The 24,835-nt window shown below is 71.7% G+C and carries 21 protein-coding genes; 9 read left to right on the forward strand and 12 right to left on the reverse strand.

Features of this window, described 5'->3' with window-relative positions; translation table 11 throughout:
• Positions 1–3 precede the first annotated feature (3 nt).
• From AB0H12_RS35530 to AB0H12_RS35545, 4 genes are read left to right on the forward strand one after another with little or no spacing between them, the layout of a single operon-like run.
• A complete protein-coding gene (locus AB0H12_RS35530) occupies positions 4–1,233 on the forward strand; it encodes a TIGR02679 family protein (RefSeq protein ID WP_499628787.1) in 1,230 nt (409 codons plus the stop codon).
• 38 nt (positions 1,234–1,271) lie between these two features.
• Complete coding sequence (locus tag AB0H12_RS35535; protein ID WP_499628908.1) at positions 1,272–2,825, forward strand: TIGR02677 family protein; 1,554 nt, start codon at positions 1,272–1,274, stop codon at positions 2,823–2,825.
• On the forward strand, positions 2,822–4,069 hold the full coding sequence (locus AB0H12_RS35540) for a TIGR02678 family protein (protein ID WP_499628788.1): 1,248 nt from the start codon (positions 2,822–2,824) through the stop codon (positions 4,067–4,069). Before AB0H12_RS35535 ends, AB0H12_RS35540 begins: the two co-directional genes overlap by 4 nt.
• A complete protein-coding gene (locus tag AB0H12_RS35545; RefSeq protein WP_499628789.1) occupies positions 4,066–8,130 on the forward strand; it encodes a TIGR02680 family protein in 4,065 nt (1,354 codons plus the stop codon). The genes AB0H12_RS35540 and AB0H12_RS35545 overlap by 4 nt, the downstream gene beginning before the upstream one ends.
• 231 nt (positions 8,131–8,361) lie before the next feature.
• Here AB0H12_RS35545 and AB0H12_RS35550 read toward each other — a convergent pair whose 3' ends face one another.
• From AB0H12_RS35550 to AB0H12_RS35565, 4 genes are all read right to left on the reverse strand, one after another.
• A complete protein-coding gene (locus AB0H12_RS35550) occupies positions 8,362–8,754 on the reverse strand; it encodes a hypothetical protein (RefSeq protein WP_499628790.1) in 393 nt (130 codons plus the stop codon).
• Between the two features lie 417 nt (positions 8,755–9,171).
• Entirely contained in the window at positions 9,172–9,924 is a 753-nt protein-coding gene (locus AB0H12_RS35555) for a hypothetical protein (protein ID WP_499628791.1), read from the reverse strand.
• A gap of 114 nt (positions 9,925–10,038) precedes the next feature.
• Positions 10,039–10,452, reverse strand: a complete 414-nt coding sequence (locus tag AB0H12_RS35560) for a hypothetical protein (protein ID WP_499628792.1) — start codon at positions 10,450–10,452, stop codon at positions 10,039–10,041.
• A gap of 29 nt (positions 10,453–10,481) precedes the next feature.
• Positions 10,482–10,949, reverse strand: coding sequence for a hypothetical protein (locus tag AB0H12_RS35565; RefSeq protein ID WP_499628793.1), 468 nt, complete (start codon positions 10,947–10,949; stop codon positions 10,482–10,484).
• A 231-nt stretch (positions 10,950–11,180) separates the two neighbouring features.
• Here AB0H12_RS35565 and AB0H12_RS35570 point away from each other — a divergent pair, with 231 nt between their 5' ends.
• The gene (locus AB0H12_RS35570) at positions 11,181–12,167 is read left to right on the forward strand and encodes a hypothetical protein (RefSeq protein ID WP_499628794.1); all 987 of its coding nucleotides are present in this window, start codon (positions 11,181–11,183) and stop codon (positions 12,165–12,167) included.
• Between the two features lie 90 nt (positions 12,168–12,257).
• Here AB0H12_RS35570 and AB0H12_RS35575 read toward each other — a convergent pair whose 3' ends face one another.
• Positions 12,258–13,439, reverse strand: a complete 1,182-nt coding sequence (locus AB0H12_RS35575) for a serine hydrolase domain-containing protein (RefSeq protein ID WP_499628795.1) — start codon at positions 13,437–13,439, stop codon at positions 12,258–12,260.
• An 83-nt stretch (positions 13,440–13,522) separates the two neighbouring features.
• Between AB0H12_RS35575 and AB0H12_RS35580 the strand changes: the two genes are divergently transcribed.
• A complete protein-coding gene (locus AB0H12_RS35580) occupies positions 13,523–14,083 on the forward strand; it encodes a TetR/AcrR family transcriptional regulator (protein WP_499628796.1) in 561 nt (186 codons plus the stop codon).
• A gap of 77 nt (positions 14,084–14,160) precedes the next feature.
• Here the strand turns inward: AB0H12_RS35580 and AB0H12_RS35585 are convergent, their stop codons facing one another.
• Complete coding sequence (locus tag AB0H12_RS35585) at positions 14,161–14,571, reverse strand: RidA family protein (protein ID WP_499628797.1); 411 nt, start codon at positions 14,569–14,571, stop codon at positions 14,161–14,163.
• Between the two features lie 81 nt (positions 14,572–14,652).
• On the opposite strand from AB0H12_RS35585, the gene AB0H12_RS35590 reads away from it, so the two are divergent.
• The gene (locus AB0H12_RS35590; protein ID WP_499628798.1) at positions 14,653–15,027 is read left to right on the forward strand and encodes a winged helix-turn-helix transcriptional regulator; all 375 of its coding nucleotides are present in this window, start codon (positions 14,653–14,655) and stop codon (positions 15,025–15,027) included.
• 1 nt (position 15,028) lies between these two features.
• Here AB0H12_RS35590 and AB0H12_RS35595 read toward each other — a convergent pair whose 3' ends face one another.
• Genes AB0H12_RS35595 through AB0H12_RS35605 form a run of 3 tightly spaced genes read right to left on the reverse strand, consistent with a single transcriptional unit; the run spans position 15,029 to position 18,044 of the window.
• A complete protein-coding gene (locus AB0H12_RS35595; RefSeq protein WP_499628799.1) occupies positions 15,029–15,667 on the reverse strand; it encodes a response regulator in 639 nt (212 codons plus the stop codon).
• Positions 15,664–16,866, reverse strand: coding sequence for a sensor histidine kinase (locus AB0H12_RS35600; RefSeq protein ID WP_499628800.1), 1,203 nt, complete (start codon positions 16,864–16,866; stop codon positions 15,664–15,666). The genes AB0H12_RS35595 and AB0H12_RS35600 overlap by 4 nt, the downstream gene beginning before the upstream one ends.
• Positions 16,863–18,044, reverse strand: coding sequence for a DUF418 domain-containing protein (locus AB0H12_RS35605; RefSeq protein ID WP_499628801.1), 1,182 nt, complete (start codon positions 18,042–18,044; stop codon positions 16,863–16,865). Before AB0H12_RS35605 ends, AB0H12_RS35600 begins: the two co-directional genes overlap by 4 nt.
• Positions 18,045–18,341: 297 nt before the next feature.
• On the opposite strand from AB0H12_RS35605, the gene AB0H12_RS35610 reads away from it, so the two are divergent.
• Together AB0H12_RS35610 and AB0H12_RS35615 are read left to right on the forward strand one after the other, a co-directional pair.
• Positions 18,342–20,357, forward strand: coding sequence for a cellulose binding domain-containing protein (locus AB0H12_RS35610; RefSeq protein ID WP_499628802.1), 2,016 nt, complete (start codon positions 18,342–18,344; stop codon positions 20,355–20,357).
• Positions 20,358–20,666: 309 nt separating this feature from the next.
• Positions 20,667–22,367, forward strand: a complete 1,701-nt coding sequence (locus AB0H12_RS35615; RefSeq protein WP_499628803.1) for an RICIN domain-containing protein — start codon at positions 20,667–20,669, stop codon at positions 22,365–22,367.
• Between the two features lie 47 nt (positions 22,368–22,414).
• Here the strand turns inward: AB0H12_RS35615 and AB0H12_RS35620 are convergent, their stop codons facing one another.
• The 3 genes from AB0H12_RS35620 to AB0H12_RS35630 form a co-directional block, all read right to left on the reverse strand.
• Positions 22,415–23,098: a dihydrofolate reductase family protein gene (locus tag AB0H12_RS35620; RefSeq protein WP_499628804.1), complete on the reverse strand. Its 684-nt coding sequence runs from the start codon at positions 23,096–23,098 to the stop codon at positions 22,415–22,417.
• A gap of 72 nt (positions 23,099–23,170) precedes the next feature.
• The gene (locus tag AB0H12_RS35625; protein WP_499628805.1) at positions 23,171–24,415 is read right to left on the reverse strand and encodes an RNA polymerase sigma factor; all 1,245 of its coding nucleotides are present in this window, start codon (positions 24,413–24,415) and stop codon (positions 23,171–23,173) included.
• Positions 24,412–24,783, reverse strand: a complete 372-nt coding sequence (locus tag AB0H12_RS35630; protein WP_499628806.1) for a YciI family protein — start codon at positions 24,781–24,783, stop codon at positions 24,412–24,414. Before AB0H12_RS35630 ends, AB0H12_RS35625 begins: the two co-directional genes overlap by 4 nt.
• Between the last annotated feature and the right edge of the window lie 52 nt (positions 24,784–24,835).

The raw sequence follows: 24,835 nt of genomic DNA on the forward strand, positions 1-24,835 counted from the left end.
GTCGTGCGCTCGTTGAACGGGCTCGATTCCGCCGCGCTGCGACCCTTGTGGCGGGCCGTGCACGACAGGTTGTCGTCGGGGCGCCCGGTCAACCGGGTGAAGGTCGGCCCCCTCGACGAGGAGGAGCGGTCGGCCGTGGCGGATCTGCTGGGGGCCGATCGACTGCCGGGCCAGGACGTGACGGTGTCGGTGGCCGGGCTCGACGAGTTGCTCCGGGAGTCCGTCGGAGCCGGGGTGCGCGAGGTCGTCGTGGCCCTGCTGGGTCCGCTGGACGACCGGGCCGGGCGTCGGGCGCTCGCCGCCGGTGCCCGCTCCGAGCTGTGGGCTTGGCTGGCCGAGCACCCCGTGGTGACGGCCCAGCCGGTGTTGCGGGAGTGGGTGGACGCCGTGCGGCGGGCCGGGCTCGTCGGTGGTTCGGCCGAGCGCACCCGGGATGAGCTCGACCGGGCACTGCGGGTCGTCGCCGCGTTGCCCGCGACGGGTGTGCCGCTGCCGGTGCTGGCGGAGGCCGTTCTCGGCGATCCGCACGCCCTGGACGAGGGAACGCGGTGCGCCGGGCTGGTCCTGCGGGCGCTGGCGGCGCTCTACGGCGTCGACCTGCCGGGGGACGCGCAGGAGCGGCGGGCGCTGTGGGAGCGCGCCGGGGTGGTCGAGGACGAGTTGTCCTCGGTCGTCCTGGTGGCCGGCCTGCGGTTGGGTGGTGTCGGGGGCGGGGTGCTGCGCGTGTGCGCCGACGCGGGGCACGTCGCGGCCTTGACGCTGGCGCAGGTCCGGGCGACTTCGTTCGTCGGGACACCTGAGGACGTGTGGGTGTTCGAGAACCCGAGCGTGCTCGCAGTGGCGGTGGCCCGGTTCGGAGCTTCGTGCCCGCCTGTGGTGTGCACGTCGGGCTGGCCCAACAGCGCGGTGATCGTGCTCTTGCGTGGTCTGACCACGGCCGGGGCGACCCTCCACTACCACGGGGACTTCGACGGCGAGGGTGTGCGGATCGCCGCGCACGTGATGGCGCGCACCGGCGCTGTGCCGTGGCGCATGGCCACCGACGACTACCTGCCGGCCCTGGGCGGCGCACGCGTCGGCACATCGGTGGGGCGGGTCACCGAGGCGCCGTGGGACGGCGGGCTGGCGGACGCGATGCGCGAGCACGGGCTGGCGGTCCCGGAAGAACGGGTCACCGCGCGGCTGTTGGACGAACTCGACGATTGCGGACGGGACGTCGGCGGTCTGCCGTAGCGTGCTCGACCGGTGGGAGGAGGGTGCTCGTGGAGGCCATGCGCGTGCCGCCGGAGATGTTCCGGTTCACCACGGGCGAGCGGGCCGAGCTGTACGTGGCGATCCTGCACGCGTTCGGTGAGGCCAACGAGCGGTTGGAGACCGCTCTCGGGTTGGACGACGTGCGGGCGAGGCTCCGCTCGGTGGGGTGGCTCGACCCGCTGGACGACAAGGACCTGACCGAAGCGCTGGGGAGCCTGCGCGACTGGCGACTGCTCGACGTCACCCAGAACCACGCCGAGAACTACCGGACCGCCGACGAGTACGAGCGGCGCAACCTCCAGTACTCGTTGACCAAGCGCGGTGAAGCCGCTCTGGCCGGTGTGGTGCACGCGATGGGCGTGCTGGCCTCGACGGGCGCGCTCCAGACGGCGGTGCTCGACGCGATAGCCGACCGGCTCGGTGAGTTGGTCGCGCAGCTGGGTGATCCCGGTGTGCCGGATCGCCGGGTCTTCGGCACGCTGGTCGAGCTGGAGGGGCATTTGGAGGCGTTGCGGGGCAACACCAAGCAGTTCAACGGCGAGCTGCAGCGCCTGTTGCGCGCGGAGGGTGCTGACCAGGAGACGTTTCGCGAGGTCAAGTCGGCGACCGTGGCGTACCTCCAGGAGTTCACCACGAACCTGGAGCAGCGGGCGCACGCGATCGCCAACCGGGTGGAGTTGGTCGAGGAACGGGGAGTGGCTCTCCTGCACCACCGCGCGCTGGCGGGCGCCGAACTCCCGCCCACCTCGGGTGGTGATCCGGCGGTGGCGTGGTTGGAGCTGCGCCGGGCCAGGTGGGAAGGGCTGCGTGCGTGGTTCCTGCCGGCGGACGGCGGCACACCCAGGGTCCAGCAGCTGTTCGTGGTCGCCAGGCGCGCGATCATCGCGTTGTTGCAGGTGCTCGACCGGATCACCGAGTCCAGGCGAAGGTCGACCAGTGCGGCGGCCGATTTCCGCGAGCTGGCGCGCTGGTTCGCGGTCGCACCGACCGAGGAGGACCTGCACCTGCTGTGGTCGACCGCCTTCGGGCTCGGCTCGGCCCGGCACGCGCACCTCGCGCACCCCGACCCGGAACTCGTGGTGTCGTCCGCCCGGTGGGTCGACGCGCCACCGGTGGAGGTGTCGGCGTTGCTGCGCAGCGCGGGGCGGACCGAGCGGTTCACCCGCACCGGGCGGGTGCGCGACGTGGCCGCGGTCAAGGCGGCGCGCGCGGAGTCGGCTCGTGCGGAGCGGGCCGCGCTGAAGGCCGCGTGGGATCGGCTGGACACCGGTGGTGGCATGAGGTTGTCGCAGTTCGGGCGGTTGGACCACGAGGTGCTCGAACGGCTGCTCGACCTCCTCGGGCGGGCCTTGGCCGTGGCACCGGACCGGCACGGCGTCCACCGGGCAACTACGGGCGACGGGCGGGTGGAGGTCCTGTTGAAGCCGCCGGAGGCGCACCGCGAGCAGGCGGTGCTCAGGACGCCGCGCGGCGTGTTCACCGGCCCGGACTACGACATCGAGATCCGCACGCCGGGTGGTCGCCCGGCACGGCGGCCGCAGGGGGCCGTCGAAGGGGCGGCGACCGGATGAGCAACCTGGCGAACCAGTTGGTCATCGCGGAGCGCGAGGAGGTCGCGCGGGCGATCCGCTTGCTGCTGGCGACACCGCTGATCGGTGCCGGCGCCGCACCGGAAGCCTTCGACCTCGTGCGCAGGCGGCGCGAACCCGTCGAGAAGTGGTTCGACTACTACTGCGGGTGGTCGCTGATCGTCGAACCCCGCTTGGGGTACGCGCGGTTGGCCAAGGTCCGGGTCGCCACCGACCCCACCCGCCCGGCGCGACGGCACCGCACGGGGCGGGCGCCGTTCGACCGCCGCCGGTACACCCTGCTGTGCGTGGTGGCAGCCGAGCTGCTGGGGGTACCGGTGACCACGGTCGGATTGCTGGCGGACCGCGTCGCCCAGGCGTCGGCCGTGGATCCGGTGCTGCCGCCGTTCGACACGTCCAGCCGTGCTGAGCGGATGGCGTTCGTCGACGCGCTGCGACTGCTGGAGTCGGTCGGCGCGGTCGAAGTGGTGGATGGCGCCACCGAGTCGTTCGTGGACTCCGCCGACGCGAAAGTCCTCTACCGGGTCGACGCGACGCTGGTCATGCGCCTGCTGGCGGCCCCGGTCGGCGCGTCGCAGGTCGCGGTCACCCCCGGGAGGTCGCACATCGACGAGGTGCCGCTGCGCTTCACCGAGCTGCTGACCCGGCTGTCCCGCGAACGGCGTTACGGCGATGCCGACGAGCCGGTGTCCGAGGTCCAGCGCAACCTGTGGCTGCGGCACTCGGTGTTCCGCAAGCTGGTCGACGACCCGGTCGTGCACCGCGACGACCTGACACCCGCGGAACTGGCCTACCTGTCGTCACCGACCGGCGGGCAACTCCTGCGCCGGGCCGCCGATCAGGCGGGGTTGCTGGTGGAGGAACGTGCCGAAGGCGTCATGTTGATCGACCCGGACGGCGTGGCCACGGACAGTCGGTTCCCCGACGACTCCGGCAACGCCAAGGTCGCCGCACTGCTGCTCCTCGACGTGATCACGTCCACACCCGGACCGGTCGCCGTCGAGCAGTTGCGCACCGAGGCCGACGCGCTGCTCGGCCGCTTCCCCAAGTGGGCCAAGGGCTACCGCGGCGAAGACGGGGCCGCACGGCTGGTGGCCGACGCACTGGATGTGCTCAGGGCGTTCGGCCTCGTCCGGCTCGACAGCGGTGTCGTGCGCGCCCGGCCCGCCGCCGCCCGCTACGCGGTGACCCGAACGAGTGCCGACGACGTCGAGGACGAGTCATGACGGTGACCGAGCTGCCACTCGCGGAGAGCGGCGCCCCGCCGGAGACGGTGGCCAGGTGGGTGCCCGAACGCGCCGGGATCCTGAACGTGTGGCGCTACTACGACGAGGTCTTCCGGTTCCACAAGGGACGGTTGCTGCTGCGCGGCCCCAACGGCACCGGCAAGTCGAAGGCGCTCGAACTGCTCCTGCCGTTCCTGTTCGACGCCAACCTGCGCGCCAACCGGCTCTCGACGTTCGGCACTTCCGAGCGCACCATGCACTGGAACCTGATGGGGGAAGGCGCGACCGGCACCACGAGAGTCGGGTACGTGTGGCTGGAGTTCCGCTTCCCCGGCGCGGACGACTCGCCGGACGAGTGGTTCTCGTGCGGCGCGCGACTGGCCGCCACCAAACACACCAACGCGGTGCACCCGGACTACTTCACCAGCGGGCAGCGCATCGGCGTACCGGGCGGCCTCGACCTCACCGACCCGAACGGCGCGCCCCTCACCACCAAGGCCCTGGAAGCCGCGCTCGGCGACCGGGGCACGCTCCACCACAACGCTGCCGAGTACCGGGCGGCCGTGCGCTCGACCCTGTTCCCCGGGCTGAGCGAGCAGCGCTACGACGCGCTCATCACGGCCCTGCTCCAACTCCGCACGCCGAAGCTCTCGCAACGGCTCGACCCTGGGTTGCTGTCCACGTTGCTGTCCAAGGCGCTGCCACCGCTGGGCGAGGCGGAGATCAGCGACCTCGCGGAGGGCTTCGAGCGCTTGGACCGGCAGCGTGAACAGCTCAAACGCCTCGACTCGGAGGTGGAGGCCGCACAACACCTCAGAACCAGGCAACGCGCGTACGCGCAGCGCGTGCTGCGCGCCGCGGCGGCGAAGCTGATCTCCGCCACCACGGAGCTGGGCAACCTGGCGGACGCCGCGAAGCTCTCGGAAGACGAGCACCACCGCGCCGCGCGGCGCAAGCAAGAGGCCGAAGAACGCGGCGAGCTGCTGGAGCAGCGCATCGTCGAGACGGAGGGGCGCATCCAGGGCCTGACCGGCAGCGAGGCGTACCGCAAGGGTGAACAGCTCGACCGGCTGCGGACCCGCGTGCGCGAAGCTCGTGCGACCGCCGGGAAGAGGCGCGCCGACGCGACTCGCCACCGCCAGGTCGCCCGAACCGACGCGGAAGCGGCCGACACCGCTGCCCGGCACGCGGAGGCACGGGCCGCGACCGCGGGAGCGCTGGCCGACGGCGCCTCGACCGCCGCCGCCCGGGTCGGTCTCGCCTCGGTGCACGCCGAGATCGCCCGCGCCCTCGCCGACCCCTCGCGATCGCGGGCTCTGCTGCGCGCCGCGGTTCAGGCACGTGCCGAGCAGGTCGAGGCCGTGCGTGCCGCGCTCAACGAGCACGAGGTCGCGGTCAACAGCAGGCGGGACGCGGAACTGGTGCTCGACGAGGCACGGGAAGCCCTGGCGGAGGTCACCGAACGACGCGCCGAGTCCGCCGACCGGCGCGAGGCCGCGCTCGTGCAGCTCCGGGCCGCCCTTCTGACGTGGGTGGCGGGCCGCAGTGAGCTGACCTTCGCCAACCCGGAGGCGCTGGCGGACCTCGCGGCGTCGGAGACCGCCGTGCTGGCCGAGATCGATTCGGCTGCGAGCCGCGTGCTGGACGCCATCACCCGGGAAGAGACCCTGGTCGGGACAGCGCTGGAGAACGCCGAGCGTGATCGGGACGCCCTGCGCGACGAGATCCGGCGGCTGCTGACCGAGGAGGACCTGCCTCCCCAGCCCCCGCACACGCGCACCGCGGATCGCGGGGCCATGACCGGCGCGCCGCTGTGGCGCCTGGTCCGCTTCGCCGACGCGGTACCCGACGACGTCCGCGCGTCGGTGGAGGCCGCGCTCCAGGCGTCCGGGCTCCTGGACGCCTGGGTCGGCCACGACGGCGTGGTCGCCGGGCACGACACCTTCGCCGTTCCCGGTGCCGTGCCGCCGGCACCGGGTCGCTCTCTGGCCGACGTCCTCGTACCCGAGATCGACGCGCCCGTGGCCTCCGACGTCGTCGCCCGTCTGCTCGGCGGCGTGGCCTACGGGGAGGATCTGCCCGAAGCGCACCCGGTCGCCATCGGAGCCGACGGCGGTTGGCGCACAGGCAACCTGCGCGGCACCTGGCGCAAGGACGAGGCCGCGCACATCGGCGCGCTCGCCAGGCAACGGGCACGGCAGCGCCGGTTGACCGAACTGCGTGAGCGGATCGCCGCGTCGGAGGAGCTGGTCGAGGCGCACACGGCCGCCTTGCGATCGCTGACCGGGCGCAGGTCCGACGTCGAGGCCGACCGGCGCGCTCGGCCCGACCACGCCGACGCGAACGCGGCGCTGGAGGCCCTGACCAGAGCAGACTCGGCGGTCTCCAGCGCCGACGGCGTGGTTCGGCGTTCGTTGGACGGCCTGGCGAAGAGCGAGCAGCGCGTGGACCGCGCCCTGCGCGCGCTGACCACGACGGCAGCCGAACACGGCCTGCCCACCGAGCGGCACGCGCTCAACGGCGTCGTGACCGCCGTGGACGCCTTCCGGACCGCGTCAGACGCCTGGATCGATGAGCACGCAGCCCTGCTCACGGCACGTCGTGAAGCGGACCGGACCGCTGAGCAGGCCCAGCGGTCCCGGTTCGCCGCCGAACAGCGCGAGGACGAGGCGGACGACGCCGAAGCCACGGCCCGCGGGCTCGACAGCGAGCTGGACGCCGTGGAGGGCACCATCGGCGTCGACTACCGGCAGGTGCTGGACGAACTCGCCGCGCTGCGCGAGCAGCTGGGCGTGGTCAGGCGGGAAGCGCGTACCAACCAGAACGAGATCGGCACCCTGGCCGTGCGCCTGGGAGAGCTCACCACCCAGCGGGCCACCGACGCGCGTGACCGCGACCGCGCCACCGAGGTGCGCGACCAGGCCGCAGCGCGGTTCCGGCACTTGGCGGACGGCAGCCTGCCCGTCGACAGCGGCCTGGACGACCTGCCCGCGTTCAGGCAGGTGCTGACGGCGTCGAGCGGTGTCCGGGCGGCGCTCGACGCGGCGAGGTCGATCGCGGCCACGTGGCCGACGCTGCCCCACTCGCCGAAGAACCTCGGCGATGCCGCACACCGGTTGGCTGAGGAGGTGCACGCCTCCCGCGAGGTGCTGGGCGGTCGGGCCGACCTCGAACTCGACTCCGACGAGGACGTCCAAGTCTTCTCCGCGATGGTGGACGGGGTGAGGATCGGCGCTTCGGCGCTGTTCGACCTGCTGCGCTCCGACGCGGAACGCAGCAGGGAGGACATCACCGCGCAGGAGCGCGAGCTGTTCGACCGGACCCTCACCGGGGACACGCGCCGCCACCTCGCCGCCCGGATACGGCAGGCGCACGACCTGGTCGACGGCATGAACGCCCGTTTGGAGCGCGTGCGCACCGCGTCGAAGGTGGCGGTGCGGTTGGTGTGGGAGGTCTCGCCCGAGCTGCCACCGGGCACGAAAGCGGCGCGTGACCTCCTGCTCAAAGACCCGGTGCGGTTGTCCGAGGAGGACCGCGAGTCGCTGCACCGGTTCTTCCGGGACCGGGTCGAGCAGGCCAAGGGCGACGAGACGGCCACCAACTGGGAGCAGCAGTTGGGGCAGGTGTTCGACTACACCGCCTGGCACAGGTTCGTGGTGAAGCTCGACCGCATGAACGGGACGGGCTGGCAGCCCTTGACCAAGAAGCTCCACGGTGCGCTGTCGGGCGGTGAGAAGGCGATCGCGCTGCACCTGCCGCTGTTCGCCGCCGTGGCCGCCCACTACCAGGCCGTTGCCGGAGCGCCGCGGGTCATCCTGCTGGACGAGGTCTTCGTCGGTGTCGACAGCGTCAACCGCGGTCAGGTGTTCGAACTGCTGTCGGCGCTGGACCTCGACCTGGTCCTCACCTCCGACCACGAGTGGTGCACCTATCGCGAGTTGGACGGCATCGCGATCCACCAATTGATCAGCGGTGGTGACGGTGACGACGCCGTCACCACCGCCCGGTTCGTGTGGAACGGCGCCGAGGTGGTCGACGAAGAAGTGGCGGAGGACGACTGAGCGCAGTTCATCGCAGATCGGAGACCGGAAACCGGATCGATCAGAGGCCATACCGTCGGTCACGCGGGGGTGAACTGCGCCGGTTGACGTGCCGATTTTCTGTATGCGCTGGTCAGAGCACTTGCTGGGCTGGCAGTGCGGGGGTCAGGCGGCGAGTTCCCGCAGCTCCACACATGACCCGGCGTACGAAGAGCGGGAACCAGTGGGCGGTTCCCGCTCTTCGTACGCCGGTCACCTCTGAAGGCGTGGTGCGTTACGGGTGGGCCCCCGGTTCCGCGGGGGCGAAGTGGTCGATGTCGTCCAGGCGTCCTGGGCTGTTCCACCCACAACGGGGTCGGACAACAGGGTGCGCGAGGTGGGCACCACGGTTTCTCTGGCGATCTTGCCGTGGACGCGTGCCAGGTGACCAGGGCAGGTCGTCGCCAGGAGGCGCGATCGGACGTCGTGCTCCGGAGCCAGGTGCTCCAGCAGGATCGGTTCCACCCGGTCACCGTCGGGGTCGTCGTAAGTCGACTCGAGCAGCGCCGGGTTCGCCACCTGCGGGTCGCCCGACTTGATGATGGCGAGCATCTCGGCCCGCCGGCGCTCGTCGACGTCGTTCGACGGGACCACCTCAGAGGTCACGGGCCGATTTGCCTTCACCTCCTTCTCTCGTCGACCGGTTTGCGGGTTGACGCTACTGATCAGCCGCTCAGGCCCTCAGCACGAGGACATCGAGGAGGGTGGCGGCGGCGTCGTAGTCGGTGGTCTTGGTCGGTGGTGGGCTCGCCTCAGGTGCGCAGGCCGGCGGGCACGGTGGTTCCGGGTCGTCGTCGCCCTCCCGGGTGAACTCGACGAAGCGTCGGGCGCGCCTCCTCGCGGGCTCGCCACTCGTCGTCCCCTCGTGTCGGGTCGCTCCGCACGGCCGGATCGAGAGGAGACGGCAGCGCTGAGCAGGTGGATAGTGGCCGAGTAGGTGCGATAGCGAGCCGATCAGGGTTTCTCGAGGACGACGACGGCATGGCATGGGCGAAGCGAGTGGTCAGGGCGGTGGAGGCGGAGTCATCGTTGTGCGGGTTGTTCGGGGGGAAGGGTGCGCAGGGTGGTTCCTGTCCGGTGGGAGAGTCTGATCTCCAGCACGGCCAAGGCGATCACGGCGAGCGGCGAGCCGAAGGTGAACAGCAGGGCGAGTGGGCCGGGGATGCGGGGTTCGAGGTTGCCGTCGGCGAGCAGGTAGGTGTGGTAACCGAGGATGCCGATGCCGTAGACGATCGAGCAGAGGGCGGGCAGCAGGGGATGTCCGTCGGCGGCGTTGAACCAGTACCGGTAGCTCCAGTAGGCGGTCCACAGGATCGCGGGCATCACGTACAGCAGCAGCGCCAGGATCACGGCGAGGGTGACGATGGTGGTCATCGCGCTGCCGGGAGAGGTTTTGTAGTTGCGCAGGATGAAGTCGAACACCAGGCCGGCCGCGAGGCACGCCAGCAGGGTGAGCGCGGGGCGGCGCATGGCCCGCACGAGTCGCGACCGGTCCGTTGCGGCGGTGGTGGCGAGCAGGATGCCGATGCCGATCACCAGGGCGGGCATGGCCATCGCGGCGTTGACCATCACGTTGCCCAGCGAGCCCATGACGGCGTCGTAGCCGGTCTGTTCGTACGCGATCAGGACCGCGACGGTGATCACGAGACCACCCGCCGTCCGAGCCTGTTCCAGCCGCGTGATCTGCGGATCGCCCGTGCCGTACCGGAAGTGCGGGGTCAGCAACTCCTTGATGTGCCGTAACAGGAAGGCGACTGACGCCAGGTATGCGTGCACCGTGGCCTCTTTCCGTCGATGCCGGGCGGCTCTTCGTGAACGGGCGGCCGGGCCTGCCGTCGACGTCGCTCGCGGGCTGGTCGTGCGGCAGGCCCGGCCTGCCTCCGGCGTGGGTCACGCCTGAACGCGCTGGAACGGCAGGCACCCTAGCCCGTCGCTGACGCACAGCGTGAGCCACAGCGGCGTGCCTTCGGCGATCTCCAGGTTGATCTCGCCGCAGCCCAACTGGGCTCCGTCGACGTCCTTGACCGAGGCACGCAGTTCCATCGTGTCGGTGTAGAGGCGGGCGGTGACGCTGTGCGCGTCGGCCTTGGTGTCACAGGCCAACAGCCGCTCGCCGTAGGAGAGGAAGGACGCGGTGCCGTAGGAGCTGGAGATGTGCCCGTCGACGGCGGCGTGGGCCGGGGCTGCCGGTGCTGCGAGCAGCGCTGCGGCGGTGGCGAGCGTGCCGGCGGCGAAGCTCGTCACGCGGCGCCGCCACGTCGGGCGGGTGGCCTTGGAGGCGTGGGCGGTGGTCTGGTCGGACATGTGTGCTCGTCTCCTCGTCGAAGGGGTGGCTAGCGCCGGGGGCTTGCTTCGTGACCGGGCCAGGGCACGTAGCGGGCGGTCTTGGTCGAAGAGGGGGTGATCATGGTCTGGCCGGGTTCGGCGAAGTGGCCCACTCGGACGTGGGTCACCGACAGCCCGCCGCCCACGCCGCGAACTTCCTTGAAGCCCTGGGCGCTGACGTTCTGCGACGAGGCCATCGTCGTGGTGCCGCCGTGCCATTTGCCGTCGCTGCGGCGGGTCGAGACGAACAACCGCACGGTGGTGCCCAGTGGCATCCGACTACCGTCGAGATACACGTAGTGATGGGCGTGCACATATCCGCCGCATCGGTAGAGCTCGGATTTCAGGCGCAGGTAATAGGTGTACTTGCCGACGATGTTGGCGTCCCGTTCGGTTTCGGCCACCGCGATCGGGGTTCCGCCGCATCCGTCGGCGGATGCGGCGGCGGGGCTCATCCCCAGGATCGTGAGCGCCATGGCTGCTATCGCGGTCAGGGCCGCCGTTCCCACCCTGGTGACACGTCGGACTCGCATCCGTCTTCAACTCCTCCTGAGTCGCTTCCACGGGCCGTGCTCGCTGCGGTGCCGCAGGGGCGACGGGGCGTCGCCGCGACCAGTCGACACGGCATCGGCCCTGGTGGGAAACGACTCGCGCGCGACTCGCGCCCCTGAGGACCGCTCACGTGCTCGCGGGAGCACAATGGCGAAGTGACCGGCGGCGGCGACAACGCGGAGCAGGAATTCTGGGACGAGTTCGACCTCGCGTTCCGGCGCGCGGGCAGTCCGTCCTTCAAGCGCATCTCGAAAGACGCGCTGGAAAAATACGACGTCGACCTGTCCGAATCCAGTGTCAGGGAATGGGTCAGCAATCGACGGCTGCCGAGGGCGCCGGACAAGCTCCTGCTGGTGATGCGCGTGCTCGGCGCGGAACGGCAATGCGACTGGGTGGGCCTGCTGGACCGTGCGACTACCGCCAGGCGGTTATCCGGCCGGTCCGCCGGTGCGACGCCGGACGCGGAAGCGCCGCCGGAGACCGGCGCATTGCCGCAAGGGGACGGGGACACGGGCGCTGCGCCGACGACGGACACGTCCGCGATGGACCCGGTGCCACCGCGCGGCCGGCGCATCACCGGCTGGCTGGCGGGCGGCGCGGGCGTCGCCGCGGTGACCACGTTGGTGGTGGTTCTCGCGTCGTCCGGGGAGCAGGGTGCGCCGCACGGCGGGTCGACCACCTCCGCCACCGTGTCGGGCGTCGGCGACGGGCGCGGTGCGAGCACCGAACCGGCGAAGAACGCGGACGACGGCGTGCCGTGCCGCCGACCCGCTTCCTCCAGCTTCCTCGTGCCCTCGGCCTCGGCATCCCCGAGACCCACGGCCTACGCCCCCGGTGGCGCGGGCCGTGCGGAACTGGTCCTCGACCAACGCCGCGTCGTGCTCACCGATGACCTCGGCGACGGCTGCTCGACCATCCTCACGGTCCGCGCCGACGGAGCGGAGGCGGGAACCTGGCCCAACTCCGCGGGCAGGACCGGGAAGATCAAGGACGGGACGCCGATACCGCCCAAGACGATCGACCTGCCCTGGCTGGACACCGCGCGGCGGATCGACTTCAGGGTCTGCGTCGGCGAGGTGGTGAACCGCAAGCCCGTCTTCCGGGAAGATGACTGCGGTCCGTGGGTCACTGAGAACCTGTAGCCGGATTCCTCGGCATCGGCACCGCGGCCCTGGGAGTTGACCTGATCGCGGTCGACGCCCGGGTGTTGGCGTGACGCACGGTGGCCGTGCTCATCCGCGCAAGCTCCGGTAGACGGCGTTCACCAGGCCGTTCACCCGCAGGTCGTTGCCCTCCAGCAGTTCGGATCCCCTGTTGGGGGTATAGGCGAACGCGATGTCGTTGCCGGGGTCGGCGAACGCGTAGGACCCGGTCGCCCCACCGTGCCCGAAACTGCCTGCGGGCAGTCCGCTGGGGACGAACGGGCCACCGGGCACCATGAACCCCAGGCCCCAGTCCGTGCGGATACCCAGCACCTCGTCCCGTCCACTGGAGTGGACCCGCGCCGCCTGCTCGGCGAGTTCCGGGCCGAACAGGCGGATGCCGTCCACCTCGCCGATGCTCGCCGCGAAGAGCTTCGCCAGACCGGCGGCGGACGCGGTCCCGTCCGTGGACGGCGCTTCGACCTGGGAGAACTTGGGATCGGTCGCTTCCTCCCAACCGATGTGCATGCTGCCGTACAGCGACCGGTAGGTCAGGGACGCCGGATCGGCGAGCGCTTCGTACAGCGGCTGGAGTTCCGGCACCTGGCTGCCGAGCTCGACTTCCGCGGCGCTGCCCGGCAGCACCAGCTTGGCCAGTCGGTGCAGTTCGCTCCCCGGTAGGCCGATGAAGCAGTCCAGCCCGAGCGGTGCCGCGATCGCGGTGGCGAAGTACGACCCGACGGTATGGCCGGTGACCTGCCTGACCACCGCGCTGAGCAGGTGCCCGAACGTCACCCCGTGGTAGCCGTGCGCGAGACCCGGCGTCCACTGCGGACGAGCGGACGCGATCGCGTCGAACACCGGGGCTCCCCGGACCAGTCCGTCGTAGGTCACCGGGCTGTGCTCCAACGACACCACCCCGGACCGGTGCGCGAGCACCATCCGCAGCGTGATCCCGGCCTTGCCCTCAGCGGTGAACGCCGGCCAGTAGTCCGCGACGGGGCGGTCCAGGTCCAGTTCGCCGCGCTGGACCAGGGTCAGCACGCTGATCGCCACCATCGCCTTGGTCGTGGACGCGATCGCGGTGACCGTGTCGTGCCGCCACGGCTGTGCGGAGTCCGGGTCGGCGAGCCCGCCCCACAGGTCGACCACCGGTCGGCCGCGGTGCCACACCGCGACCGACGCGCCGACTTCCCCCCGGTCGACGAAGTTCCGCTCGAACTCCTCACGCACCGCCTCGAAGCCCGGCGCCGTCGAACCGTCGATAGCCATCTCGCACCCCTCCGTTGCCCTACCTTCCGGTCGGTAGGTTAATCGACCGACCGGAAGGTAGGCAAGTGGGTTAAGGTGGCACCGTGAGCAGGCAGGACATGGGGAACACCCGCGAGAAGATCCTGGCGACGGCGTGCGAGCTGTTCGCCACGCACACCTATCGCGCGGCCACGATGCGAGAGATCGCCGAACGGCTCAGGATCGCCAAGCCGTCGCTCTACCACCACTTCGCCAGCAAGGCGGAGATCCTGGACAGCCTGATCAGCGCGCCGATCAACGAACTGGCCGCCGTCGTCGACGCCGCCGCGGTCGAACCGGATCCGGCCGAGACCCGGCGCCGGGTCCTGCGCGGCTGCATCGACGTGATGGTCGACCACCGCGACGTCATGCGACTGCTGTTGCGGGACGCGTCCGTCTACACCGACGACGCGACGCAGGTCGTCGCCAAGGTCGTCACCACCGTCGACCGGGCGATCGGGCTGCTCGCCGGCCCGGACGCCGACTGGCGCCAACGGTTGCGCGCGGCTCAGGCGTTCGCCGCCGCCACCGACCCCATCAGCCAGTTCCACGACGCACCCGACGACGAACTCCGCGACGAACTCTTCCACGGCGCCGGCCTGCTCATCGGGCTGCCCAAGCCCTGACGCGTGCCGGGGCGTGGGCAAGCCGGGCCCTGGTGACGGCTCGGCGATCGACGTCCCTTGTGGACGGTCCCTTCGGGTCAGTCGAGGACCGCGAACGCCTCGACCTCGACGAGCACGTCCGGCTCGAACAGGTAGTCCACGCCGATGAGCGACACCGGCGGGAACGGTAGGGGGATTCCCAGCTCGTCGGCGACCTGGTCGAGGCCCGCCATGAAGTCGCCCATCTTCTCCGGGCTCCAGCGCGTGACGAAGAACCTGAGCCGCACGACGTCCGAGAAGTCCGCGCCGGCGCCGGCCAGGCCGCGCGCGGTGTTGCGCAGGGACTGCACGACCTGGCCGGTGAGGTCGCCGGTCGCGACCGGGTTCCCCTCGGCGTCGCGCGCGATCTGGCCGGCGACGTGCACGTGGCGGGCGCCCGTGCCGATCGAGACGTGGTGGTAGGGGACGGGCTGGAACATGCCCTCGGGGGTCAGCAACCGCACGGTCACGAGAAAGTCCTTCACGCTGGTAGTTGGTGGTATCCAAGGTCTACCTGGTACATGAAGGGAACTTCAACGAGACTAGGTGTCATGCAGGAAACCGCGTCGCCGACGTCCGGCAGCCCCCAGATCGCCGCGCCGCACCGCGAGCTGCTCGACCAGGTGCTCGACAAGTGGTCGTTGCAGGTGCTCGACCAGCTGTGCGGGCGTCCCTCGCGCTTCAACGAGCTGCGCCGGGCGATCCCGGTCGTGACGCAGAAGTCGCTCACGGCGACGCTGCGGCGCCTGGAGCGCAACGGGATGGTCGAGCGGGTGATCGTCAGCTCGCGGCCGATCGCCGTCGAGTACCGCATCACGCCGCTCGGGACGACGTTGCAGGACCTCATCGACGCGCTGTTGCGCTGGACCACCGTCAACATGGCCGACGTCGAGCGCGCACGCGCGCGGTTCGACGACGAGGCGTAGCTCACCCGTCCAGGACGCCCCGGCGGTACGCGGCGGCCACCGCCGAGGCGCGGTCGGTGACCTCCAGCTTGGCGTAGATGTGGAGCAGGTGGGTCTTCACCGTGGCCTCGCTGATGTAGAGGCGGGCGGCGGCCTCGCGGTTGGTCTTCCCCTCGGCCACGAGCGCGAGCACCTCGCGTTCGCGCGCGCTCAGCCGTGCCTCGGTCAGCGGGCGCGCGGGGCGGATCCGGGTGAGCAGCAGGGCGGCGACGGACGGCGCCAGCACGGTCTCGCCACGCGCCGCGGCGCGGACGGCGCGGAACAGCTCCTCGCGCGGCGCGTCCTTGAGCAGGTAACCGATCGCGCCCGCCTCGATGGCGGGCAGCACGTCGGAGTCGGTGTCGTGGGTGGTGAGCACGAGGACCCGGGTGCCCGGCACGCGGTCCAGGAGCATCCGGATCAGCGCGCCGCCACTGGGGTCGGGCAGCCGCAGGTCGGTCAGCACGACGTCCGGCCGGGCCGAGGCCACCACGGTCAGCGCCTCGGTCCCGGAGGCGGCCTCGCCGACGACCTCCAGGTCCGGCTGCGTGCCGAGCATCCCGCGCAACCCGTCCCGCACCACCGGGTGGTCGTCGACGACCACCAGTCGCAGCGGCGTCACCGGTCCACCCCGATCGCCGGGACGGTGACGCTGACCGCCGTGCCGCCGCCCGGCGCGGACTCGATGTCGACGCCGCCTGCCAACGCGCGCACCCGCTCCCGCAGCGCGGTGAGGCCGAAGCCGCCGTCCTTCCCGGGAGTGAACCCGGCCCCGTCGTCGCGCACGTCCAACACCACCACGTCCTCCATGTAGGACAGCGTGACGTCCACCCGTCGTGCCAGGGCGTGCCGGCCCACGTTGGACAGGGTTTCCTGGGCCGCGCGCAGGACGGTCACCTCGACCTCCGAGTGCAGCGGCTGGGGCGTGCCGGTCACGGTGAACGCGGCCGGCACTCCGTACTGGTCGCGCCACGTCGCCACGGCCTGCCGCACGGCGTCGCCCAGGCGGGCGTCCTGCAGCGGTCCGGGTCGCAGCGCCTCGATCGAGCGCCGGACCTCCACCAGGCTGGTGCGCGCCAGCCCGCCGGCGATCTCCAGCCGGGCGCGCACCGGGCCGGGCGGGACGGCGTGCTCGTCGATCGCCTCCAGTTGCGTGACGATCCCGGTCAGGCCCTGGGCGACGGTGTCGTGGATCTCGCGGGCGAGCCGCGCGCGTTCGCCTGAGACACCGGCGGCCCTGGCCTGCTCGATCAGGAGCCCGTGCAGCCGGGCGTTCTCCGCGGCCACGGCGACCAGCTCGGCGTTGATCTCCCGGCGTCGGATCGCCTCCCGTTCCATGGCCCTGATGACGCCGCCGATCAACGCCGCCAGCGGCGTGCCCAGGGTGATGTTGATCAGCGATTGGCGCACGTCGGTCCCGGAGACCAGCAGGAACGGGACGTTCGCCGCCATCACGCCCGCGTACGCGCGCCACCCGGGCAGCGCGACGAACGCCAGCACGTAGCACATGGGGACGAACATCAGGAACGCGTCGCTGCGCACCACCAGGGCGCAGCTGAACGCGAGCATGCCCACGAAGTACGCGGCCATCGCCCACACCCAGCGGTCCCACCACTGCGGGTGCGCCACCACGAACCACCAGTGCCAGACCGCGAGACCGGCGGCGATGGCGAGCGTGACCGCGTGGTCCGCCCAGCCGCGCGGGTCGGCCACCACCGACACCGCGCAGGCCAGGAGCAGCAGGCCGAGCGGGGCCAACGCCCAGGTCTGGTTCCACCGCCGTTCCCGCAACAGGCCCAGCCGTTCGTCCACCGTCGTCACACGGACATCTTCGCCGCCGCACGGCGATAAGTCAGGCGGCGCAACAACGCCTCCGCCGGGCCACGCCTCCCGGCACGCCGCAGCAGCGCGGCGAGGAGCAGCGAGACCAGCCACGTGCCGAGCGCGACCACGGAGATCCCGGCCGTGCCGAGCGCCGCGCCGAGCCCCAGGGTGTACGGCACCAGCAGCGCCACGAACACCGCGGACTGGAACAGGTAGCAGCTCAGCGAGTACTGGCCACCCGCTTCGAGCAGCCGCACCACCGGTCCCCGGCGCCCGCCCACCCGGACCGCCGCCAACGCGATGAGTGACGCGTACCCGAGACCTCCGGCGACACCGGTGACCGCGTGCAGCGCCGCGATGCTCCACAGCGTGATCGGGGCCGTCGGATGCCAGAACCCGCCCACGGCCAGGGCGATCGGCACCCCGCCTGCCACGGCCACCGCCAGCCCGATCACGGCGGTGCGGACCAGCAGGGGACGGTGCGCGGCCGGGTCGTCGAGCACGGTGCGCCTGGCCGCCCAGATGCCGATCAGGACGGCGCTGCCCACGCCGATCATCCCGAACGGCGTCAGGAGCCACTCCGCCGGCCGCAGCACCGCCGCCTCGACGGGGTCCGCGGTCTCGAAGGAGAGGAAGTGGTGCCGCCCGCCGGTCGACGGCGCCAGCTCGGACGCGCCCTGCACCACCGCCACGACGACCAGCCAGAGGCCGGCGGCGACGAGCAGCTTGCGGTCCGACACCCGCAGGCACCCCAGGACCAGGAAACCCAGGATCCCGTAGCTGATGAGGATGTCACCGGGGAACAGCAGCACCACGTGCAGCGCGCCGAACACGATCAGCCACCGGCTGCGCCGCCGCAGCAGCCTCTTGGCGTCGCGGTCGTCCACCCCGGCTACGCGCTGGCGCCGGTAGGAGTGGACGACGCCGTAGGCGAAGAGGGCGGCGAACATCGGGTAGGCGCGTCCTCCGACCAAGGCCACGTTCAGCACGCCGGCGACCCGGTCGAGCAGGCCGTTCTCGACGATGTGCTGGCGCACGCCGTACGGGCGGCCGTAGAGGTAGGGCACGGCGTTGGCCAGCGCGATGAGGGCGAGCATGAGGCCGCGGGCCAGGTCGGGCGCGAGCACCCGTTCCCCGGCGGAGACCGGCCCCACCGCGGAGGTCGTCTGAGTCATGGGCCCAGCCTCGGCCGCGGACCGGTGGCCGCGGATCGACGATCCCACCGATCACGCGCATCCACCGGGGCCGGTCGACCATCAACCGATCGGTCGATGCGCGACGGCCGACCCGGCGGGGGCGGTGGCGCCGGAACGCGCGTCCCGTTGGGCGAAGCGGCAGAAGGTCGGTAGGCCACTTGCCCGACGTCCGACGGTGGAGGCGAAGCGCTTCGATCCTGGTCATTGACAAGTCCCGGGGCGCGCCGCACAGTTTGGGAGCGCTCCCAGATCATCACCGTCGATGAGGAATTTCTTATGAGACCGCGTCCCGTCGTGCTACCGGCTCTCGCCGCGCTCGTCGTCGCCCAGGTCGTGCTGACCACCGGTTCCCCGGCGCAGGCCGACGCTTCCGCCACCGTCACGGTCAACACCAGGGCCGGGTTGGAGGTGGTGCACGAGGCCGCCACCGGGGTGAACCACGCCATCTGGGACACCCACCTCGGCAGCGACGCCGTCGCCGACCTGCTCAAGGACGCGGGCGTCAAGGCGATGCGCTACCCGGGTGGGTCGTACTCGGACATCTACCACTGGGCCGACCACACGGCGCCCGGCGGGTACGTGGCGCCCAACACCGACTTCGACACGTTCATGGGCGGTGTGCGGAGGGCCGGCGGGCAGCCGATCGTCACCGCCAACTACGGCACCGGCACGGCCGAGGAGGCGGCGGCGTGGGTCCGCTACGCCAACGTCGAGAAGCGCTACGGCGTGAAGTACTGGGAGATCGGCAACGAGAACTACGGCAACGGCCACTACGGCTCGGGCTGGGAGGCGGACCACCACCCGGACAAGAGCCCGACCTACTACGCGACCCTCGTCCGCGACTACGCCACGGCCATGAAGGCGGTCGACCCGACCATCAAGATCGGCGCCGTGCTGACCACGCCGGGCGAGTGGCCGGACGGCATCACGGCGGCGGGCGACTCCGCGTCGTGGAACGAGGTCGTGCTGTCGATCGCCGGTCCCGTGGTCGACTTCGGCATCATCCACTGGTACCCGGGCGGTGACACCGCGGCGCAGGTGCTGGCCAAGACCGACCGGGTGAGCGACCAGATCGCTCTGGTGCGCGAGCAGTCGCGCCGCCTGGCGGGCAAGGACCTCGGCATCGCGCTGACCGAGGTGAACACCTCCTACGGCCGCAACACCCAGCCGGGCGCGCTGTTCGCCGCCGACGCCTACGCGACGATGATCGGCCAGGGCGTGTTCAACGTGGACTGGTGGAACGTCCACAACGGCATCGGCCAGGTCCGCGAGATCGCCGGCCACCCCGACTACGACGACTACGGCCTGCTCTCCAGCGGCAACTGCACCGCCGACGGCACGGCGTGCCAGCCCGCGCTGAACACGCCGTTCGCGCCGTACCACGCGATCTCGATGGTGTCCCGCTTCGCGCGGCCGGGCGACCAGCTCGTCACGACCGCGTCCACCGACCCGCTGGTGCGCAGCCACGCGGCGCGGCGGCCCGACGGCGGCCTCGCGGTCATGCTGGTCAACCAGGACCCGGACGCCGCCAAGACCGTCGACCTGCGGTTCGCGGGCTACTCGGCCGCCGCCGACGCGACCGTGCTGACGTTCGGCAACGGTGACACCGGCATCACGACCACGACCGGCCCGTCGTCCTCGGCGACGCTGCCGCCGTACTCGATCACCACCCTCGTGCTCAAGCCGAACGGCGCCGCGACCGGTCCGGCCGCGCCGGCCCGCCCGGTGCTGGACTCGGTCACCGACCGCACCGCCGTGCTGTCCTGGCCCGCGCCGCCCGCCGGCGTGAAGCACGAGGTGCACCGGGTCGTCGGCGCGAACACCGAGCAGTGGGGCGAGACGACCGGCGCCACCTTCACCGCGGCCAACCTGACGCCCGGGACGAAGTACACGGTCAACCTGGTCGCGCGCGACAACGCCGGCAAGGTGTCGTGGTCCTCGCCGCCGCTGACCTTCACCACGGCCACGCCGGCCACGTCGACGTGCGCGGTGACCTACAAGGAAGCGACCAACTGGGGCAACGGGTTCGTGGCCGACCTGGAGATCGCCAACACCGGCGCCACGCCGGTGAACGGCTGGACGCTGACCTACGCCTGGCCGACGACCTGGCAGCAGGTCTCCAGCGGCTGGAACGCCACCTGGTCCCAGACCGGCTACCAGGTGTCCGTGGCCAACACCGCGACGCTGGCGCCGGGCGCGTCGACCACGGCCGGTTTCGTGGGTGCCTACCAAGGCCCGAACGTGCACCCGGTGAAGTACTTCCTCAACGGCGAGCTCTGCACGACGCGCTGACCGGCGCACGTTCCCGCTGCCCCCTGCCGACCTCGGTCGGCAGGGGGCAGTCGCGTTTCACCGAACGTCGTTCGTTCACATTCATGACCGGTGTGGGCAGGATTTGTTCACGAATGTGACCAGCGCGTATTCCCGGCGGAAAAGCGAATGCGCGGCGTTGACCGGATGTGTCGCAGCTCCTAGCATCCGAAGGGAAATAGCTTTCCCTGCCCGGCGGTCATATTTGTGAATCGGCGAGGTGTCGCCGTTTTCTGTCGTGCGCGAGAAGTCGGCGGTGGCCGCCGGAATCGTTTCGGAAGTGGAGTCGGCATGAGCACATCGGAGCAGCCCGCAGCGACGCGGGCTGTACGACCGCGGGCCGTCCGCAGCGGGTTGATCGCGGTGGGGGCCGTGGCCGCGCTGGCGGCCACGCTCGCGGCGTGGCCACTCGCCACGTCCGCGCGAGCGGCGGTCGGCGCGGGCACCTACACCGTGAAGAACGTCGCCAGCGGGCACTGCCTCGACGCCGCCGGGTCGGCCGGCGGCGTGCAGCTGCGGCAGCAGGCGTGCGGTGACGTCGCGGCCCAGCGGTGGACGTTGACGGCGGTCAGCGGCGGGTTCCGGATCACGTCGGCCGCGACCGGCCTGTGCGTCGGCGTCCAGGACGCGTCGACCAGTGCGGGCAAGGCGATCCAGCAGCAGACGTGCACGGGCGGCTCCAGCCAGGTCTGGTCGGTGACGGCGAGCGGCGGCAACTACCGCGTGGTCAACGCCAACGGCGGCAAGTGCATGAACGTCAAGGACAGCTCCACCGCGATCGGCGCCCTGGTGCAGCAGAACTCCTGCGACAGCGTCGTCTCCAAGCAGTGGGCGTTCACCCCGACCACCGGCGGTCCGACGTCGACCACCTCCAGCACGACCACGAGCACCACGACGACCACCACGACCACGTCCCAGCCGCCGGCCTCCGCGTTGTACGTGGCGCCGAACGGCACCGACGGCGCGGCCGGCACGCAGGCCGACCCGACGACGCTCACCTCCGCGATCGGCCGCATCACGCCCGGCGGGACGATCCTGATGCGCGGCGGCACCTACCGCTTCACGCAGACCGTCACCATCCCGCAGGGCAACAACGGCACGTCGGCCGACCGCACCGAGCTGTTCGCCCACCCCGGTGAGACGCCGGTGCTGAACTTCTCGGCGCAGGCGGAGGACCCGGCCAACCGCGGCCTGGCCGTGAACGGCAACTACTGGCACGTGCGCGGCATCGTGGTCGAGCGGGCCGGTGACAACGGCATCTTCATCGGCGGCAGCAACAACGTCTTCGAGCGCACGATCACGCGCTTCAACCGCGACACCGGCCTGCAGCTGTCGCGGATGCTGTCCACCACGCCCAAGGACCAGTGGCCGGCCGACAACCTGATCCTGAGCGCGGAGTCGCACGACAACGCCGACTCCGACGGCGAGGACGCCGACGGGTTCGCCGCGAAGCTGACCTCCGGCCCCGGCAACGTGTTCCGCTACGCCGTGGCGCACAACAACATCGACGACGGCTGGGACCTCTACACCAAGACCGACACCGGCCCGATCGGCGCGGTGACCATCGAGGACTCCCTGGCCTACGAGAACGGCACGCTGAGCAACGGCGGCCAGGCGGGCAACGGCGACCGCAACGGCTACAAGCTCGGCGGCGAGGACATCGGCGTGAACCACGTCATCCGCCGCAACATCGCCTACGACAACGGCAAGCACGGCTTCACCTACAACCGCAACCTGGGCACGATGACCGTGTCGGACAACGTCGGCATCGACAACGCCGAGCGCAACTTCAGCTTCGACGGCGGCTCCTCGGTGTTCCGCGGCAACACGTCCTGCCGCAGCGGCAGCGGCACCAACGACAAGACCGTCGGCAACGTCGACGGCACCAACCAGTTCTGGACCGGTGCGAACGGCTCCCGCTGCGCCTCCTACAGCGGCGCGCTGCGCTGGTCCTACGCCTCGGACGGCCGCCTGGTCGTCACGTTCGGATAGGCCCCTGTCCCGGTGCGGCGGGGAGTGGGCCCCGCCGCACCGGCGTGTCAGTTGCCGCGACCCCGGTCGTCCAGGACGAGCGGGGCCCGGCCCTGGACGGTGTAGCGGACGTGGGTGACGTCCGGGGTGTGCAGCACCCGGGTCGGCGTCAGCTCGATGCCTTCCTTGTGCCCCAACCCGAGGTCGGCGTCGAGCAGCCGGAGGCCGTCGCCGAGCACGACCGGCACGATGTGGAGTTCCAGCTCGTCCAGCAGGCCAGCGGCCAGGACCTGGCGGACCAGCGTGCCGCCGCCCGCGACCGCGACGTCCTTGCCGTCGGCGGCGGCCTTCGCCTGCGCCACCGCGCTCTCGACGCCGTCGGTGACGTAGGTGAAGCTGGTGCCGCCCTTGCGCTCCAGGGTCTGGCGCGGCCGGTGGGTCACCACGAAGACCGGCGCGCGGAACGGCGGCTCCTCGCCCCACGGCACCTCGCCGCCGTCGGCCATGCGCCGGCCCATCACGTACGCGCCCGCGGCCTCGAAGCTCTCCCGGATGACGTCGGAGTTCACGTCCTCCTCGCCGCCCGCGAAGCCCTGCCGCTCCCGCCACGCCATCGCGCTGATCGCCCAGCGGGTGACGCGGAAGAACGCCGCGGCCTCCGCGGACCCCAGCCAGTCGCCGCCGCCCTCGTGGCGCGGTCCGGCGTAGAAGCCGTCGAGGGACACCGACAGCTGCGCGGTCACCTTGGTCATGGCTGCGTTCCTTCCTCCCGGCGACGCCCGGCGGTGTCGCTCGGAAGGGGATCGGAGCCGGCGACGCGACTTCTACCTCGGCGCGCGAGAATTTTCCGCGGCGGCGCAGCGGGCCGCTCGCAGGAGGAGGAACCGCTGCTCGGGGACGTTGCCCGCCAGCCGTGCGGCCTGCCGGAACGCCTCGCTCGCGCCCGTGCGGTCACCGGCCCGTTCGAGCAGGTGCGCCCGCACGGCGAGCAGCCGGTGGTTGCCGGCCAGGACCCCTCGCTCCAGGTCCGCGACCACCTCCAGGGCGGCACGGGGACCGCGCACCTCACCGAGGGCGACGGCCCGGTTCAGGGCGGTGACCGAGCTGGGCGCGAGGCGTTCCAGCACGTCGTACAGCGCGAGGACCTGCGGCCAGTCGGTGTCCTCCGCCGCGGCAGCCTCGCTGTGCACGGCCGCGATCGCCGCCTGCACCTGGTACGGGCCGACGGGGTGCGCGGCCAGGCTGCGGGTCACCAGCTCGGTCCCCTCGGCGATCGCCGCGCGGTCCCACCGCGACCGGTCCTGCTCGGCCAACGGGACCAGCACGCCGTCCGGGCCGGTGCGGGCCGCCCCGCGGGCCTCGGTCAGCAGCATCAACGCCAGCAGGCCTGTCGTCTCGCCGTGGTCGGGCAGCCGGGCGTGCAGCTCACGGGTCAGCCGCACCGCCTGCCCGGTCAGGTCGGGACGGCGCAGCCGCGGACCGGCGCTGGCGCTGTAGCCCTCGTTGAACAGCAGGTAGAGCACGTGCAGCACGACCGACAGCGCGCGTTCGCGGTCGGCGGGCAGCTCGAACCGCGCGCCCGCCTCCAGCAGCCGCTGCTTGGCGCGGGAGATCCGCTGGCCCATCGTCTTGTCCGGCACCAGGAACGCGGCGGCGATCTCGGTGGTGGTCAGCCCGGCGACGGCCCGCAGCGTCAGCGCCATCTGCGACGGCGCGGTCAGCGCGGGGTGGCAGCACAGGAACAGCAGTTCCAGCAGGTCGTCGCGCGCGGGTTCGGCGTCCGGCGGCGGCGCGAGCAGCTCGTCGCGCGGCACGGCGTCGAACAGCGCCTGCTCCCGGCGTTCCCGCGCGGCGTCGGAACGCACCAGGTCCACGTAGCGGCGTGCGGCGACCGTGGTGAGCCAGCCGAGGGGGTGCTCGGGGACGCCGTCGCGCGACCACGTGCCGGCTGCGTTGATCAGCGCCTCCTGCACGGCGTCCTCGCAGCGCGCGAAGTCGCCGTGCCGGCGCACGAGGATGCCGAGCACCTGCGGCGTCAGCGTGCGCAGGACGTGCTCGACGGCGGTCAAAGGTCGTCGCCGCCGTGCCGCATCAGGGGCCACACCTCGAGTCCGCCGCCCAGACCCCGGCTGTAGCGCAGGGCCGGGTAGGACCGCGCGATCTCCATCGCCCGCTGCTCGCTGTCGACGTCGACCACGAAGTACGAGCCGACGTACTCCTTGGCCTCCAGGTACGGGCCGTCGGTGACGACGGGCGCGTCGCCGACCACGCGCACCGACCGCGGGCGGGACACCAGGCCCTGCGAGTCGACCAGCTCGCCGGACTCCCGCAGGTCCGCGTTGAACGCGTCCACGTCGGCGACCAGCTTCGCGAACTCCTCCGCGTCCACGCTGTTCCACACCTGCTCGTTGCCGTAGATCAGCATCAGGTACTTCACCGCGTTCCCTCCCACCGTCGACTTCGGACGGTGGGGATTCTGCCGGCACCCG

It is taken from the genome of Actinosynnema sp. NPDC023794 (genome assembly GCF_040639675.1).
Lineage (GTDB): Bacteria > Actinomycetota > Actinomycetes > Mycobacteriales > Pseudonocardiaceae > Actinosynnema > Actinosynnema luteola.

Bases quoted from the DNA above. Each gene is read 5' to 3' on its own strand.
- AB0H12_RS35535 (WP_499628908.1), top strand. From the start codon at position 1,272: ATGCGCGTGCCGCCGGAGATGTTCCGGTTCACCACGGGCGAGCGGGCC.
- AB0H12_RS35540 (WP_499628788.1), top strand. From the start codon at position 2,822: ATGAGCAACCTGGCGAACCAGTTGGTCATCGCGGAGCGCGAGGAGGTC.
- AB0H12_RS35545 (WP_499628789.1), top strand. From the start codon at position 4,066: ATGACGGTGACCGAGCTGCCACTCGCGGAGAGCGGCGCCCCGCCGGAG.
- AB0H12_RS35560 (WP_499628792.1), bottom strand. From the start codon at position 10,452: ATGTCCGACCAGACCACCGCCCACGCCTCCAAGGCCACCCGCCCGACG.
- AB0H12_RS35565 (WP_499628793.1), bottom strand. From the start codon at position 10,949: ATGGCGCTCACGATCCTGGGGATGAGCCCCGCCGCCGCATCCGCCGAC.
- AB0H12_RS35575 (WP_499628795.1), bottom strand. From the start codon at position 13,439: ATGGCTATCGACGGTTCGACGGCGCCGGGCTTCGAGGCGGTGCGTGAG.
- AB0H12_RS35590 (WP_499628798.1), top strand. From the start codon at position 14,653: ATGCAGGAAACCGCGTCGCCGACGTCCGGCAGCCCCCAGATCGCCGCG.
- AB0H12_RS35605 (WP_499628801.1), bottom strand. From the start codon at position 18,044: ATGACTCAGACGACCTCCGCGGTGGGGCCGGTCTCCGCCGGGGAACGG.
- AB0H12_RS35610 (WP_499628802.1), top strand. From the start codon at position 18,342: ATGAGACCGCGTCCCGTCGTGCTACCGGCTCTCGCCGCGCTCGTCGTC.
- AB0H12_RS35615 (WP_499628803.1), top strand. From the start codon at position 20,667: ATGAGCACATCGGAGCAGCCCGCAGCGACGCGGGCTGTACGACCGCGG.
- AB0H12_RS35620 (WP_499628804.1), bottom strand. From the start codon at position 23,098: ATGACCAAGGTGACCGCGCAGCTGTCGGTGTCCCTCGACGGCTTCTAC.